Origin of the sequence: Mesorhizobium sp. LSJC280B00, assembly GCF_000502835.1 — a bacterium.
Lineage (GTDB): Bacteria > Pseudomonadota > Alphaproteobacteria > Rhizobiales > Rhizobiaceae > Mesorhizobium.
This window is the reverse complement of record NZ_AYVL01000038.1, coordinates 14,513-30,060: the sequence shown is the minus strand read 5'-3', so window position 1 is coordinate 30,060 and position 15,548 is coordinate 14,513. Positions and strand designations below refer to the sequence as shown.

11 protein-coding genes and 3 pseudogenes are annotated in these 15,548 nt (G+C 60.5%); 10 read left to right on the top strand and 4 right to left on the bottom strand.

Features of this window, described 5'->3' with window-relative positions:
• Positions 1–147: 147 nt before the first annotated feature.
• Positions 148–846 carry a thermonuclease family protein gene (locus tag X773_RS75505; protein WP_245274837.1) on the bottom strand — a complete coding sequence of 233 codons (699 nt, stop codon included), beginning with the start codon at positions 844–846 and terminating at the stop codon, positions 148–150.
• A gap of 123 nt (positions 847–969) precedes the next feature.
• Positions 970–1,242, bottom strand: coding sequence for a hypothetical protein (locus X773_RS69860; protein ID WP_023680062.1), 273 nt, complete (start codon positions 1,240–1,242; stop codon positions 970–972).
• A 921-nt stretch (positions 1,243–2,163) separates the two neighbouring features.
• Here X773_RS69860 and X773_RS75500 point away from each other — a divergent pair.
• Positions 2,164–2,442: pseudogene (locus tag X773_RS75500) on the top strand (transposase); the annotation flags it as partial.
• A 123-nt stretch (positions 2,443–2,565) separates the two neighbouring features.
• On the opposite strand, the gene gmd reads toward X773_RS75500, so the two are convergent.
• On the bottom strand, positions 2,566–3,636 hold the full coding sequence (gene gmd, locus X773_RS0139600) for a GDP-mannose 4,6-dehydratase (RefSeq protein WP_031212904.1): 1,071 nt from the start codon (positions 3,634–3,636) through the stop codon (positions 2,566–2,568).
• Positions 3,637–3,776: 140 nt separating this feature from the next.
• Positions 3,777–4,078 (bottom strand): annotated as a pseudogene (locus tag X773_RS78570) (nodulation factor ABC transporter ATP-binding protein NodI); the annotation flags it as partial.
• A gap of 888 nt (positions 4,079–4,966) precedes the next feature.
• Here X773_RS78570 and X773_RS76865 point away from each other — a divergent pair.
• From X773_RS76865 to X773_RS69810, 9 genes and pseudogenes are all read left to right on the top strand, one after another.
• On the top strand, positions 4,967–5,329 hold the full coding sequence (locus tag X773_RS76865) for a hypothetical protein (RefSeq protein WP_156937465.1): 363 nt from the start codon (positions 4,967–4,969) through the stop codon (positions 5,327–5,329).
• A gap of 393 nt (positions 5,330–5,722) precedes the next feature.
• Complete coding sequence (locus tag X773_RS69840) at positions 5,723–6,712, top strand: nodulation protein NodZ (protein ID WP_023680057.1); 990 nt, start codon at positions 5,723–5,725, stop codon at positions 6,710–6,712.
• 242 nt (positions 6,713–6,954) lie between these two features.
• Positions 6,955–8,370, top strand: coding sequence for a mannose-1-phosphate guanylyltransferase/mannose-6-phosphate isomerase (locus X773_RS69835; RefSeq protein ID WP_031212902.1), 1,416 nt, complete (start codon positions 6,955–6,957; stop codon positions 8,368–8,370).
• An 878-nt stretch (positions 8,371–9,248) separates the two neighbouring features.
• Positions 9,249–9,707, top strand: a complete 459-nt coding sequence (locus X773_RS69830; protein ID WP_023680055.1) for a (2Fe-2S)-binding protein — start codon at positions 9,249–9,251, stop codon at positions 9,705–9,707.
• 3 nt (positions 9,708–9,710) lie between these two features.
• Positions 9,711–11,912, top strand: a complete 2,202-nt coding sequence (locus X773_RS69825) for a xanthine dehydrogenase family protein molybdopterin-binding subunit (protein ID WP_023680054.1) — start codon at positions 9,711–9,713, stop codon at positions 11,910–11,912.
• 248 nt (positions 11,913–12,160) lie between these two features.
• A complete protein-coding gene (locus tag X773_RS0139590) occupies positions 12,161–12,514 on the top strand; it encodes a transposase (protein WP_031212900.1) in 354 nt (117 codons plus the stop codon).
• Positions 12,511–12,858, top strand: coding sequence for an IS66 family insertion sequence element accessory protein TnpB (gene tnpB / locus X773_RS69820; protein ID WP_023680052.1), 348 nt, complete (start codon positions 12,511–12,513; stop codon positions 12,856–12,858). Before X773_RS0139590 ends, tnpB begins: the two co-directional genes overlap by 4 nt.
• 66 nt (positions 12,859–12,924) lie before the next feature.
• Positions 12,925–14,761: pseudogene (locus X773_RS69815) on the top strand (IS66 family transposase).
• On the top strand, positions 14,713–14,997 hold the full coding sequence (locus X773_RS69810; protein ID WP_023680049.1) for a hypothetical protein: 285 nt from the start codon (positions 14,713–14,715) through the stop codon (positions 14,995–14,997). The pseudogene X773_RS69815 and the gene X773_RS69810 overlap by 49 nt, the downstream one beginning before the upstream one ends.
• Positions 14,998–15,548 lie beyond the last annotated feature (551 nt).

Sequence of the window (15,548 nt, the reverse complement as noted above, 5' to 3'; positions counted from 1 at the left end):
CGCAATAACTTTTTCTGCCCTTCAGATATAGAATACCTCGTCAAAAAATGGGGTTAGCAGACCGCGTCGCCCATGCATGGTTTTCGTTGGATCGGTGTAAGCGGAAAGCCGAACAGGCCGTAGCGCGCTTACTCCGTTACATTTCAGCTAGCAGAGTGTTTCGCATGGGATCCCATCCTTGTCGCGATCGAGTTTTCCGCCCCATGAGCAGTTTTGCAGGTACCAGTTGGCTTCGTCGCAGGAACCGATCTGCTTGCACGTTCTCCGCGGCTCGCAAGAATAGCCGCTCTGCGCGACCAGCTTACGGCTGATGATGCCCAGCGGGCGACTCGACGGCGCCGCGCCGTCGGCGTGCGCAGCGCGCCATTCCCAGGGTGCCTGAAACGTCCCGGCCCACAGGCCGATCTTTGAGGCTTGGGCTTGCGCCTGCTGCCCCCCATAGGCGCCCTGGCTGTAGTGAGGCCAATCCAGCGCCTGGCCGTGCTTGACCATCCAGGCGGCCACGCCCGCGCCGTCGGCGCGCCGACAATCGCCGACAAAGCGGTGGTAGCGGTCCCACGTCACGAATGTGCATTCGAGCGGCCTCGACGCGGCCAGGAAAGTGTCCAGCGCTTCGGCCGATCGCCGGCCGCAAGGATACTCGGCGCCATTCGCATCGCGGCACAGCTGCCGGCTCTCTGGCGCGTCGATGCCGTTGAAGCGGACGCGCTGGCCGTGGATTTCGATCGTATCGCCGTCAATGACGGAAGCGACACCGGTAAGCGAGGCGGGCGCCGCCCTTTGTGGGCTGGCCTTTGATGCATCGTCGCTACGTTGCGCGCCCGACGGCGCCAGGAAGGCGGCCACCGCCGCCGCTGCCGTAAGACCGAGCATTGCCGGCACGCTCGCAAGTTGGCGCCGCCACAGCTTGGCACCGGTGGGTCTCTGCCACCGATTGGATCGATATTTGCGGTATGGCCTGCTCATCCGCTACGCCGACCAGCCCGGCCATGCGCTGTCGACCATGGGCAGGCCGGCGCAATAGTAATCGTCAAGGAACCGCCCGGTGGACCGGTCGCGGCAGCGCCAGATAACGCTGTAGTTCTGGCCATAGAATTGGTCCCACGCGACGCCATAGGTTTGTGGTGGCGGTGGCCGGTAATATGTTCCGCCTCCATAGCCGTTGTTGGCAGCGACACCCACAGCTGCGCCGCCGACAGCCGCGATCGCTATGCCTGTCGCGACAGCATTGTCGGTTTGCACAAGCCTGGTGCACCTCTCTGCTGTTGCGCCCCTGCGCACTAGAAGGGCCGCTACCCTGCTACGATACTGTTCGTCCGTGCTGCTGGCGAGAACGTGACATAGCGCAACGGTATTCATTGCCGTGAGATCGCTGTCCGACACGACAGCGCTCGTAGAGCAGCCGCTGACGCACAGGGCTGCACTTGCGATGAGTGCTCCAATTTTCATGTGAATCCCCCAAACAAATATTGGGGCGAGTCCGACCTAGAAGTCCAGAGTTTTGTTTTTCACTTTGCTACGATTCACAGCATGCTGCGGCTAGCTGGCATCCACTGCAACCAACCCTTCCGCCGGTCGTTGACTGATGCTGGGTTGATCTCAGCCACTCCAGAACTTGCCCGCTGGCTCAAAACCGGCGGGCTTTTTTTCCGCGACGCCGGAAGGCTCTATCTCGCCGTATGTTGGGGTACATCGCCACGCCGTCATCGGGCCGTGCCGTTGACCGAGGTGGTCCCTCCGCCATGGTCGGCCGGCGCAGCCTTGACCGTCCGCGCGGGCCATCCCAATCAAGCCCGCTGGCTTCGGTCGGCGGCTTTTTATTTGATGCCCGGCGCCGTCGGCTTGGATCTAGATCCTCGCCAGTGCCGGATTGAAGGTAAGCTGCGGCGGTATGATCGCACTTCGCGCGGGACGGACCATTGGTGTGCAGCAAGAGCGCCGAGTTCATTCGGCCAAGATTCTGCACTAGGCCGAGGTAGGTGAAGGCAGATAGCTATCCGGTAATCGCTGAGATATTGGAGATAATGTTCCCCCATGGAGGTGTGTACCAGTATTACAAGTTTCCAAACTTCATGTACGAACGCCGTGGACGAGCTGCTGTGTGCGCTTGCCGTAAATCGCTTCCGCGAGTTCACAGTCGGAGGTTGGCTAGGACCCTAACGCGAGAGCTTCAACGGCCCCCTTCGCGATGAACTCCTCAACGAGCCGCGGTTCACGTCCCTGGCCCAGGCCCGCGCGAGGCTCAATGTATGGCGCGCCGATTACAACGGCGCGCGTCCGCACTCGCACATCGGATGGCAGACACCCAACGAATGTGCATCGACCTTCAACCCGCGACGGTCGCTCGCGCTGCGCAACGTGAAACGCTCCGCGCCAGCACCCGTCGCGTCCACCGGCCATCAGGGCAAATCCACCCCCGGAAACGAACTCACGACTGGATAGAATTGGGGGAAACGTCAGGGCGGCCATAACTTTGCAGTCTTCAGACGCGAGGCGGCCTACAACAGCGCTGCCCACCATGCTTGTGGCCCGCGACCCACACGGCTTTTCCCTTCAGATCGTACATTATGCTTCCTTCATGATTACCGATGTCTGCATGACCTTGAGGTCTTCCCGCACCATTTCCGCGGCGAGCTCGCGCACGGATGTCTCATGCACCCAGCCGAGCTTCTCCTTCGCCTTGGTGGCATCGCCCAGGAGAAGATCGACTTCCGTGGGGCGGAAGTAGCGTGGGTCTACCTGGACTAGGCATCTGCCGGTCTCGACATCATAGCCCTTTTCGTCGACTCCCTCACCACGCCATTCGAGCGCGACGCCGACATCTTCGAAAACCCATTCGACGAATTGGCGGACAGGGGTCGTCTTGCCCGTCGCCAGCACGTAATCATCCGGTTGATCCTGCTGCATCATCATCCACATACCACGCACGTACTCACGCGCATGGCCCCAATCGCGTTGAGCATCCAGATTGCCGAGATAAAGCTTGTCCTGCTTGCCGAGGTAGATAGCAGCGGCGGCGCGGGTGATCTTGCGCGTCACAAAAGTTTCGCCGCGCAGTGGGCTTTCATGATTGAAGAGAATGCCGTTGGAAGCATGGATACCATAGGCCTCGCGATAGTTGACCACGATCCAGTAGGCGTAGAGCTTGGCGGCGGCGTAAGGGCTGCGCGGATAAAAGGGCGTTGTTTCGTTCTGCGGTACGGATTGCACGAGGCCGTAGAGCTCTGAAGTCGAGGCCTGATAGAAGCGGGTCTTGTCCTTCAGACCGAGGAGGCGGATCGCCTCAAGAAGTCGCAATGTTCCGATACCGTCGGCGTTTGCTGTGTATTCCGGCGTTTCGAACGACACCTGGACATGGCTCTGAGCGGCCAAGTGGTAAATCTCGTCTGGCTGGGATTCCTGAACTACTCGGATGAGATTAGTCGCATCAGTGAGGTCACCGTAATGCAAAATTAGGCGCGGATCGGGATCGTGCGGGTCTTGGTAGATGTCTTCGATGCGACCCGTGTTGAAGGAAGAGGAACGTCGCTTAATCCCATGAACGACGTAGCCTTTTTCCAGCAGAAGACGGGTAAGATAGGCACCATCCTGTCCCGTTATGCCCGTAACCAGAGCAACTTTCCTGTTCTCGCCCATTTTCTTCCTGCTCTATTATAGTTGAAGTTTCGACTCCGGCTCGCCACACCGCCAGCAAACTGCGGCCCGCCCATACCCTATGGTAGGATTTCGACAGATGCGGCGCGGAGCTCGTCATTGACAGTGTCAGCCAGCGAGCACACCTGCTCCTGCTTGGAGGCATAGCAAAACAGAGTCTCGCCGCTAACCTGCCTAAGTCGCACATGCGGCCTGAGTGCCGAACTCAGCTCACGGGGTGAGCGACATAGATTTCAATCACGTCGCACCCGATTTGCTCATCAATCAGCGAGTGAGGACGCACGTCCGTTCTCAAGCACGCAGGTCGGTTGCATAGCCGCTCCGCTTCTTCCACGAAGTGGGTGGCCAGTAGAATCGTCTTGCCCTGCGCCAACAGGGCACGTAGCCATTCCCAGATAAAATGGCGGGCATGTGGGTCCAAGCCGACAACTCCACCTTACCGCTCTCTTGCGCTAACCAAGTAATCTTAATCATTGCCTGCTTCAGCGTCTTCTAATGGAAATTGTTTTGATCAGTGAAATCGATTGTTTGGATGAGGTGCATCCATAAAATGGATTGTTTGACAGGGCAGCGCGGCACATTGGCGGCACAAAGTCGTGGGCGCGAGGTTTCGCTCCGCGCGAAGACAAAGTTCGTGGCAGTCGGGGGCTTTGGGCGAACCGCACATTTGAGACGGCGGCGAAAAGCCGGGTAGGGCATTACGTATTGACCTCCAAGGAATTTCGGGCGCGCTAGCCCGAAAACGGTAGCTGGGCTTCAACGATGGGGGGACGAGGCGACCATCAAACTGTGTTTCATACTGTAGGCGATCGCAGTGCGGCGAATTTGAACGGCCGCCTTTGCCAGCCCTCGCCATCGCATCCGGCTACAGGTGCCGAAGATCTTCTCGATCCGAGTACAAATTCTGTGGATCGGTTGGTTCCAGGCGTCGAGCTTTCGGCCTCGTCGCGCCCCCACAGCGGTTGCGACGATGCGCGGCCTTCCACCCTTGGCGCGCACCGCGTCGCCGAGATGATTGCCTCGGTAGGCGCTGTCGGCAAACACTTCGCCGGGATTGTCGGGCAGAGCATCAGGAACGGCGTTGCCGTCCTCGGTGTGGGCGCCGTGACGGCGATCTCCTCGACAAGGGCCGTATCGGCGTAGGCACCGAAATGGGCTTTGAAGCAATGAAACGCTGGTCGGCGCTTGTACTTGACCCAATGGTCCTCTTCATCATCTTCGCTGGCCGAGGCGATGATCGCCGCATCGACAGGCGTGCCGATCTTCACCTGGATCGCTGAACTGGCGGGTGATCTCGGCGAACAACAGGGTCATGAACCTCAAGGGCCTGTCGAAAACGGACGAGAGCGGGTTCGCACAGGTGTCGGCTCCGACACCGAGAACCCGCAGAACCGTCGGAACGATCCTCCACATGGCTGCAGACGCCAAAATTCCTCTCTCGGCCGTCGTCGCACAGCATCGCGTGCCAGTCGCTCAGTCCGGCCGGATCGAAAGCTATCCGGTCGACACGAGTTGCGCCATGTTGGCGCACTTGAAAGCGTCAGAGGGCGCCGTGTCGCATCTTTCGATGGGACCGGACGCCATGATGGCCATAAATGACGTGGATGGCCTGCGCCTGACATTCGACGGCTGGCGGGTCCTGCACATCCGTCCTTCAGGAAACGCCCGCAAATGACATGTTACGTTGAGGCAGTTAAGAATTGGACTTGAAAAAGGGACTTTGTGGACTGCCTCGAACGGCTGTTTCGCTTAGCAAAGCGCGGCCTCGCGTCAGCAGAGGCCCATCGTCAAGGAATGCCTTCGTATCCAACACATGGATGGGCCACATCCACGCAATCAATTTTACAGATGTCGCCCGGCGCATTAGAGAACGCTGAATTTAACCGGAAGCGGGAGTACCCGGCGTCAAGATTTGCGAGCGTCACAGAGATAAGGATAGGCAGTGCAGAGGGAGCTCTTCTGCCCCACGCGCAGCCTCTACCAAATCGCCCGGCGTAACGGTCGACTAGTATCGATTAAGAGATCCCAAGCCAGATGCAACCTCGTCTCTGAAACGAAATTTCCGAAAATGCAGGTCAGTGGATTGGTAAAACGCAGGTTCGTCGTCTCTCAGAGGCGTACGGGGTTCGGTGATTGTCTATGGTCGCTGGCGGCCGCTTGGCGCTACGCTCAGCGGTCGGGACGAACGCTAGCCGTCGACTGGCGCGGGTCCTGCTATCTCGACCAACCCTTCACAAATGCCTTTCCGGTGTTCTTCGAACCGATCAATGACATCGCTGGCGTACCGGCTATTTGCGACGACCGGATCAACGACTTTTCCTTCCCGGGTCCATTCTTCCCGGAGTGGTGGAATAGGCCAGCGATCGACTGCCTTTACCGCCCAGATGAGCAGATTTTCCAAGAGCGCGACGAGTTGGGCGAGCTCTTTCAGGCCGAACACGATGTCGAAGCGAACACAGTAGTGTGTGACGCTTGCTTGATGTGGCGCTGCGATGAGGATGCCGAGCGGCAGGTCTTCCAGAGTGTCAAGCCTCGGTCTGAAATTCAAACACGCATAAATGCCATTTACCAAGAATGTTTTGAGGGGCACAGCATCATCGGGGTTCATGTTCGACATGGTAACGGTGAAGACATCATGGACCATGCGCCCTACTGGGCCGATCCGGAGTTCGCCGTTCGACAAGTGTGCACTGCGGTTGATAAGGCTAAAGCGTTACCGCACCCCAAGCCTGTGCGGCTGTTCTTGTGCACGGACAGCGCGCAAATCCTGGATCACCTGTCGGCCAGGTTTCCCGATCTTCTCACCGTCCCCAAGCATTTCCGATCCGATCAAGACGGCCCCTTACACACTGCAGCACTTGGGATGGACGGCGCAATTTCCGCCCTCGTTGAGATGTATCTTCTCGGGCGCTGCGATACTGTAATTCGGTTTCCTCCGACGAGCGCCTTTACACGATATGCACGCCTTTTCGTACCACGCGTAATTGAGTTCGATCTGAAGGAGCCAAGTCGTTTGATTTTGATAGAAGACAGCCAAAGAATCTCTGGTCTCAGTTAAGACCCGTCACCTGCACAATTCGGCGGATGCAACCAACAGACATAGTTGAATGTCCATTTCTCATCGAGGCCATGGAAGCGTCGTACGATACCGATAGCGTCGTCATCTGACGCCGTTCGGCAACGCGCCAGAACTTCGCTGTTACTCGGAGGCCGCAGACCAAGCCAGAGCGACGGCGATCGTGACGCTAACGCTCGAAAGGGCGCGGGCAATCACTCCAGAGACGAAATCGAGGTTGTTATATGAAAGTGGTTCCCGTCATCATCAGCGGCGGAGCCGGATCGCGGCTATGGCCCGCCTCAAGGCAATCGCACCCTAAACCTTTCCTCAAAGTGGCAGACGGGCATTCACTGATGCAGCACACTGTGTTGCGCGCCGGTTCGATAAAGGGCGTAGTGGAACTCGTCGCCGTGACATCTGGGGAACACCTCTTCCTTACCAAGGACGACTTCGACGAACTAGAGTCCGTGGTCCTGCCACGCACCTTTCTGCTCGAGCCTGAAGGCCGGGATACGGCCGCAGCCGTTGCGGCAGCCGCCATCCATGCCAAGGCAACGCAAGGCCCTGACGCGATTCTATGCGTCTTCCCAGCCGATCACATGGTTGGCAACCTGCCTGCATTTTTAGACGTCATGTGCCGGGCCATCGAACATGCGAAGCTCGGGCGGATCGCCACATTGGGCATCACCCCAACCAGACCGGACACGGCATTCGGCTATATCGAAGCGGATGGTGAGAAAGTCGTCCGTTTCGTTGAAAAACCGGATCTGGACACAGCCAAAGCCTATGTCGCGTCCAAGCGCTTCTTTTGGAACGCCGGCATTTTCTGCTTTAGCGCACAAACCATGCTCGACGAGATGGCATCGCATTGCCCCGCGGTGATCCAGGCCGTCTCCGACAGCTACGAGAACGGCCGCTTCAGTCAAGGCGAAGGCTTTGCCAAGATCGAACTCGCGCCTGAGCATTTCGGCTCCGCCCCGCGAATCTCGCTCGACTACGCTGTCATGGAGAAGACGAACAAACTTGCCGTGGTTGCCTGCGACATGGATTGGAACGACATCGGATCCTGGAACGCAATGGCCGATTTGATCGCCCCCGACGAAAGCGGGAACAGGATACGCGGCGATGTGCATATGGTCGACACGACCGGCAGCTATGTGAGCTCCGACAAGCGCGTCATCGGCACGGTCGGCGTCAGCGATCTGGTGATCGTCGATTCCCCGGACGCTTTGCTTGTCGCATCCCGCGACCGCGTTCAGGACGTCAAGAAGCTGTTCGAGGGCCTCAAGGCTTCAGGACATGAAGCTCACCTGGTCCATAGCACGGTACACCGGCCGTGGGGTACCTACACGGTTCTTGAGGAAGGCGAGCGCTTCAAGATCAAACGCATCGAGGTGAAGCCCGGTCGGCGGCTGAGCCTGCAGATGCACTATCATCGTTCGGAGCACTGGGTCGTGGTCAGCGGCTCCGCGAAAATCGTCAATGGCGAGCAGGAGTTGTTCCTGGCGACAAACGAATCAGCCTACATCCCCTGCGGCCATAAGCATCGGCTGGAGAACCCAGGCAGAATTGACCTGGTGATCATTGAAGTGCAGAGCGGCGATTATCTCGGCGAGGATGATATCGTTCGCTTCGACGACGTATATGGTCGAACGTAGATTTCACCCGCGTGACGAGAACGGTCAACGTGTCGCTGACTAATTACCACTAGGAAGCCCGTCTGCCCACTCAGGACCGGATGCTTGTGGAATCGGGAATTGACCAAGGCAGCGGCGAATGACCGCAATCGGCATCAGGGGTGGGACAAATCAACCGGAAAAGACCGGAGAGCATAGTAACGCAACACAGTCCCACTGTCGAATAGCCTTTGATATTTCTGACTTTCCAAGCACCCTCAGGGCCCACCAAAATTATATCAATGGCTTATGGCCGACTTCGCTCTGAAGTGGGCCAAATCGACCTCGCTATCCCCGCAGCACTCAGTTCGATTGTTTTCGCATGAAAACGAGCAAGGACAGGGGGAGGGCGATCTTGTGCTGGCTTCTATGTCCAATCTTGCTCCTGTTCGTCGTCAGGTTGTGTGCACACATAGCGCGGCTATCGCGAGGCTGGAAGGCCTCCGATCGATAGGTGCGGCGAACGGCGGCAACGAGGTGCGAATAGGATGGCTGAGCGTATGATCGAGAATACCGCAGTTGCGGTCTAGCGCGAAATGCAGCGTCTGTGATTCATCGGTCATTGCAGCGGGAATCATGACCCTAAGCCGCCCTTCATCAGCCCACCAGCGCCCAGAAGAAGGCGAAGATCCGTCAAATCGAGCCGGAAACTGACCGGCCGGTGGGCCCAAAAATGACATTCAGTTGCCTCCAGCCTTTCGACACGAGCCACTTCACGATCTCGCGATTGCCAGCTAGCGGCTTGTTGCTCGAGCTGCGCGATCCTAGTCTGTGGTCGCTATGCCTCAGCAAGAAGAGTCCGGTTCCTAGCCGGGCGGAGGCGCAACGAGATAGCCAGCTCAGGACAAGGAGAGCAAGCCATGGTCGCTTTTACCCTCAATGGCGAAGCGCGAACACTCGACGTCGATCCAGAGATGCCGCTGCTCTGGGCGATCCGTGACGGCATCGGACTCACAGGAACGAAATTCGGTTGCGGCCTTGCCCAGTGCGGCGCTTGCACGGTTCACGTTAACGGCATGCCGACGCGCTCGTGCCAGACCGCAGTCGGCGACATCGAAGGAGCCTCGATCACCACCATTGAGGGCGTGTCGGGCAAGATCGGCGAAACGATCCAGGCCGTGTGGGCCGAGTTCGACGTACCTCAATGCGGCTATTGCCAGTCTGGCCAGATCATGTCGGCCGTGGCCCTCCTGACAGAGACGCCGAAGCCGACGGACGATGATATTGATTCGGCGATGAGCGGCAATCTCTGCCGCTGCGCCACCTATCATCGCATCCGCGCGGCCATCCACGAGACCGCCAACCGGCTGGAGACTTGAGGCATGTTGCAGTTTCTCCCGAAGCATAATGCCGTGGGGCCCACGCGGCGCCAGTTCCTCCTCGGCACGGCCGTCACCACCGCGGGCTTCGCCGTGGGCTACCGGCTAATGATGGCCGCGCCCGCCAACGCACAAACGACGCCTGCAGCGGTCCAGGCGAACCCCTTCCAGACCTATGTCGAGATCACACCGGAGAACCGAATCGTCATCCACTCGTCGCAGTTCGAGATGGGACAAGGCTCCTATTTCGGCATCGCCACCCTGGTTATGGAAGAGCTCGACGGCGCCTGGGCGCAGGTCCACGTGGTCGGCGGATATGGCAATACCGCGCTCTACGGCAATCTCGCCTGGGGCGGGGCCGCGCAGGGAACCGGTGGCTCCACGTCGATGAGCTCGTCGTGGGAGCGCTACCGCAAGGCGGGTGCTGCCGCACGGGCCATGCTGGTGGCGGCCGCGGCGCAGCGGTGGGACGTGCCAGCCGGCGAGATCACAGTCGCTTCCGGGGTCGTGTCGCACGCCTCAGGGATGCAGGCGCGCTTCGGTGACCTGGCTAAAGCCGCAGCGGGAATGCCGGTTCCCGACGACGTGCCGCTAAAGCCGCGCGACAAGTGGGCCCAGATCGGATCGGACAGCCTCAAGCGCTACGATTCCGCCGGCAAGACCAATGGCGCGCAGACCTACACGATCGACCTCAAGATAGATGGACTCAATACGGCCGTTATGATCCATCCGCCGAAGTTCGGCGCTGAGATCGAGAGCTTCGACGCCTCCAAGGCCAAGGCACTCGACGGCATTGTCGATGTCGTCCAGACGCCGCGCGGCATTGCCGTGGTCGGCAGGGACATGTGGACGGCGCTCAAGGGCCGCGATCTCGTGGAGGTGACCTGGAACGAAGAGAAGGCCGAAAGGCGCGGCACGGCCGAGATCATGGCCGAATACACTAAGGCAGCAGACGATCCGGGCGCGGCCACCGCGCGCGACGACGGTAACACTCCCGCAGCGTTGGCCAGTGCTGAGAAAGTCATCCAAGGGCACTACGAATTCCCCTATCTTGTCCATGCTTCGATCGAGCCACTCAACGCGGCCGCCAGAATCAACGAAGACGGCACCATCGACGTCTGGGGCGGACACCAGATGCCCGACCTTTATCAGGCGGCTGCCGCTCAAGTAGGCGGCACCACGCCAGACAAGGTGAGGCTGCACGTGATGAAGACCGGCGGCAGCTTCGGCCGCCGAGCGGTCTCGGACGCAGATCTCATTATCGAAGCTGTTTCCACAGCGCGTGCACTGGGACCCGGCAAGCCAGTGAAGGTGCAGTGGACCCGCGAGAACGACATGCGGGGTGGGCGGTACCGGCCGGCCTATGTGCACGCAGTCGAGGCGGGGCTCGACAAGGAAGGCAATGTCGTCGCTCTCCATGACCACATCGTGGGCCAATCGATCGCGGGCGGTTCGCCCTTTGCGGCGATGATCGAGAACGGCATCGATCCGACCTCCGTAGAGGGCGCCACCAACCTGCCCTATGCGATCCCGAACCTGAAGGTCGAGCTGACCACCACGGACGTGAACATCCCAGTGCTGTGGTGGCGTTCGGTAGGCTCCACCCACACCGCTTACGCAATGGAAACCCTGATCGATGAGCTCGCCGCCGCTGCGAACCGTGATCCGGTCGACTTCCGCTTGTCGATGCTCGGTCACCATCCACGGCATGCCGGCGTGCTGAAATTGGCTGCTGAGAAGGCAGGCTGGGACAAGCCTCTGCCGGAAGGCCGTTTCCGCGGCGTGGCCCTGCATGAAAGCCTCTCGACTTATGTCGCCGAGGTGGTGGAGATCACCTTCAACGATGGAAATGATTTCAAAGTCGACCGCGTCGTCTGCGCGGTAGATTGCGGCACCGCGATAAATCCTGACCAGATTCGCGCTCAGATGGAGGGCGGTATCGGCTTCGGGCTAGGCGCGATCCTCCAGGAGGAGCTGACCCTGACGGGCGGTGTCGTAGACCAAGAGAACTACGACACCTATATGCCGCTCAGGATCGAGCAGATGCCGCGCGTCGAGGTGCACATTGTGCCGTCCGACGAGCCGCCCACGGGCGTTGGCGAGCCGGGTGTGCCGCCGATCGGCCCGGCCGTCGCCAACGCGCTACGGGCGGCGACGGGCAAGACGATCCGCAAGCTGCCGATCATAAAGAACTTGTCAGCATAGCCGGGAATGACACCATGAAAACGGCCGCGATGAAGATCGCGGTCGTAGGTCGTTTTTGAACGCCTCCTGACATGCGAGATACCCTCCGGCGAAGGCCGCCTTGCGAGAGGACGGCACGGTAGCGAGGCTGCGCTCTTAAGGTCGCCCTTACGNGATACCCTCCGGCGAAGGCCGCCTTGCGAGAGGACGGCACGGTAGCGAGGCTGCGCTCTTAAGGTCGCCCTTACGAGCGAAGTTAGCAGCACAGCATGAGCCATGTGACGTTATTGACCGGGCCTGAGCGTCGTCGTCGTTGGCGTGAAGCGGATCAGTGCCGGATATTGGCCGCGGCATTCGCGCCCGGGGCCACAGTGGCGGCGGTAGCGCGTCAGTACGATGTCGCGACCAGCCTGATCTATAAGTGGCGCCGCACGGTGAGAGCCCGCGAGACGGGCTTTGCCGAAGTTGTCGTGGCTCCCGATGAGCCTGTCGCCGTTTCGCGGCCGGCGGCATCCCCAGCGGTGATCGAGCTGGAGGTCGCCGGCAAGGTGCGGCTGCGGATTCCGCTGACCACGCCGCCAACACTGGCGGCAGCGATGGTGAAGGCGCTGGGCGTTTCATGATCCCGGTTCCGAGCCAGGTGCGGATCTGGTTGGCGGTCGGCCGGACCGATATGCGTCGCGGGATGCAAGGCCTCGCTCTGCAGGTTCAGGAGACGCTGGGCCGGGACCCGCATGCCGGCGATATTTATGTCTTCCGCGGCCGCAGCGGCAATCTGATCAAGATTATCTGGCATGATGGGCTCGGCATGTCGCTGTATGCAAAACGGCTCGAGAAGGGCCGGTTTCTATGGCCGTCGCCGGCGGACGGCACGGTTTCCATATCCCCGGCGCAGCTCGCCTACATGCTCGACGGGATCGATTGGCGCAACCCGCTTCACACGTTCCGCCCGCAGCGCGCGGGCTGAGTTTTTCTTTGAGTTTGCGCCATTTTCCGCGAGTCAGCGGACGCGTTTTATGATTCACTCCAGGGCATGGTTGCCACCGCCCAGGATGANTGTTCCGGACGATATTGGCGCGCTGAGAGCAGCGCTGACCGCGGCGCTGGCCAGAGCCGAAGACGAGGCCGCCCGCGCTGCGCTGGTCGAGGCCGAACTGGCGGTCGCCAGGGCCAAGGCATCGGATGATGCGGCGCTGATCGCGCATCAGCATCTGACGATCCGGAAGCTGCAGCGGGCGCTGCATGGTCAGAGTTCTGAACGCTCAGCCCGCCTGCACGACCAGATGGAACTCACCTTCGAGGAACTCGAGAGCACCGCGACGGAAGACGAGATCGCCGCCGAACAGGCCGCGGCCCGGACCACCGAGGTGGCGCCTTACATGCGCAAGCGACCGGCGCGCCAGCCATTTCCCGAGCATCTGCCGCGCGAACGCGTGGTCGAGCCGGCGCCGGCCGCTTGCCATTGCTGCGGCGGTCATCGGCTGCGCAAGCTGGGTGAGGATATCACCGAGACGCTGGAGGTGGTGCCGCGGCAATGGAAGGTGATCCAGCACGTGCGGGAGAAGTTCACCTGCCGCGACTGCGAGACGATCAGCCAGGCTCCGGCGCCCTTCCACGCCACCCCGCGCGGCTGGGCCGGTCCCGGCCTGCTGGCGATGATCCTGTTCGAGAAGTTCGGCCAGCATCAGCCGCTTAACCGCCAGGCCGAACGCTATGCCCGCGAAGGCGTGCCGCTCAGCCTGTCGACGCTCGCCGACCAGGTCGGCGCCGGCGCCGCGGCGCTGATGCCGCTGTTCAAGCAGCTCGAAGCCCATGTGCTGGCCGCTTCGCGTCTGCACGGCGACGACACGACGGTGCCGGTCCTGGCCAAGGGCAAGACCGATACCGGCCGATTATGGACCTATGTGCGCGATNGGCGACGACACGACGGTGCCGGTCCTGGCCAAGGGCAAGACCGATACCGGCCGATTATGGACCTATGTGCGCGATGACCGACCGTTCGGCGGCGCCGATCCGCCGGCGGCAGTGTTCTACTATTCCCGCGATCGCCGAGGCGAACATCCCGCGACGCATCTCGCCGGCTGGAGCGGCATTCTGCAGGCCGATGCCTTTGGTGGTTATGGCGATCTCTATGCGACGGGTCGTCAGCCGGCGCCTGTTCTGGAGGCCAGCTGCTGGGCCCACAGCCGGCGCAAAGTGTTTGAGCTGGCCGATGTCGAAGCGGCGGCGCGCAAGAAGGCGCACGGCGAGAAGCCCAACCTGGTCTATCCGCTGGCGGTCGAAGCCGTGAAGCGCATCGATGCCCTGTTCGATATCGAGCGCGCGATCAACGGCCTGTCGCCGGCCCAACGCCACGCCGTGCGCCAGGAGCGGAGCGCGCCGCTGGTCACCGAGCTCGAGCGCTGGATGATCAAGACGCGCGACAAGCTCTCGCGCGGGCACGACCTGACCAAGGCCTTCAACTACATGCTGCGCCGCTGGTCATCCTTCACCCGGTTCCTCGACGATGGGCGGATCTGCCTATCCAACAATGCAGCCGAGCGAGCCCTGCGCGGCATCGCGAAGACCNCTTCACCCGGTTCCTCGACGATGGGCGGATCTGCCTATCCAACAATGCAGCCGAGCGAGCCCTGCGCGGCATCGCTCTCGGCAGAAAGTCCTGGCTCTTCTGCGGTTCCGATCGCGGCGGACAGCGCGCGGCCGTTCTCTACAGCCTGATCGTCAGCGCCAAGATGAACGATGTCGACCCGCAGGCCTGGCTCGCCGACGTCCTCGCCCGACTGCCCGCCTATCCGGCCCATCGGATCGATGATTTGCTGCCGTGGAATTGGAGATCCGCAAAATTGCGGACCCAACCAGCGGCGGCCTGATCATGCAGCGCAATAAGGTGCATCACGTCTACACCGTCGATCGTGTCGCCAGGGACCTCGGCGTCAGCGAAGCGCTCATCCAGGACCTGACCCTCGGTCTCGAGCCCGAGGACGGCGTCATCTGGGTCTACGGCGCCAACGATGACGACGGGATCTTGGCCTTCACCGATGAAGGCATCGAGGAGGTCAAACTCCTCCTCGAAGAATATCATCGCGTCTCCCCAAAGAAAGCTTGACCCCAGCACTCCGGTGCTCAGGTTCTCCTGGCTGCCGGATGCGCACGTCTGCGGTCTTCACCGGATGCGTACACATGCGATCACCTCGATTCGATCAATTTCCGGCGGCTGCCCGGTCCAATATACGGTTTAGAGACGGTAACCCGTGTTCTGAACGACCGCAGACGGTCGTTGGTGCTGGTAGCACTAAAGATCCGCTTTCGAGACGCAAATGCCGCACGCAAATGTCTCTAAAGGGTCACGCTAGAGATTTTGTACCACCTAGTTGCATGTCTGCTATCGCTTCTTGGCGCGAGAAGCGGCCGGTCCTCTAACGGCCCCATAACAGGACATTGATGTCTTCGCGCTGAGCGTCAGCAGTTGGCGCTACCGCGACCTTCCTCAGGAAGGCTGCACACCGACGCGATCTTCCTTTCGCCTTGCGCAAACCTCCCTTCCGAGTGAGGCGTTCAGTGCGTCGGCTTGGTGGACTGAGGCACTTCTGAGTGGGACAACAACATCGAAAAACATTGGAAAAGATTTGAATACTCTGAAGTCCCACTGATCTCTAA

Bases quoted from the DNA above. Each gene is read 5' to 3' on its own strand.
- gmd (WP_031212904.1), bottom strand. From the start codon at position 3,636: ATGGGCGAGAACAGGAAAGTTGCTCTGGTTACGGGCATAACGGGACAG.
- X773_RS76865 (WP_156937465.1), top strand. From the start codon at position 4,967: ATGAACCTCAAGGGCCTGTCGAAAACGGACGAGAGCGGGTTCGCACAG.
- X773_RS69840 (WP_023680057.1), top strand. From the start codon at position 5,723: ATGCAGGTCAGTGGATTGGTAAAACGCAGGTTCGTCGTCTCTCAGAGG.
- X773_RS69835 (WP_031212902.1), top strand. From the start codon at position 6,955: ATGAAAGTGGTTCCCGTCATCATCAGCGGCGGAGCCGGATCGCGGCTA.
- X773_RS69830 (WP_023680055.1), top strand. From the start codon at position 9,249: ATGGTCGCTTTTACCCTCAATGGCGAAGCGCGAACACTCGACGTCGAT.
- X773_RS69825 (WP_023680054.1), top strand. From the start codon at position 9,711: ATGTTGCAGTTTCTCCCGAAGCATAATGCCGTGGGGCCCACGCGGCGC.
- X773_RS0139590 (WP_031212900.1), top strand. From the start codon at position 12,161: ATGAGCCATGTGACGTTATTGACCGGGCCTGAGCGTCGTCGTCGTTGG.
- tnpB (WP_023680052.1), top strand. From the start codon at position 12,511: ATGATCCCGGTTCCGAGCCAGGTGCGGATCTGGTTGGCGGTCGGCCGG.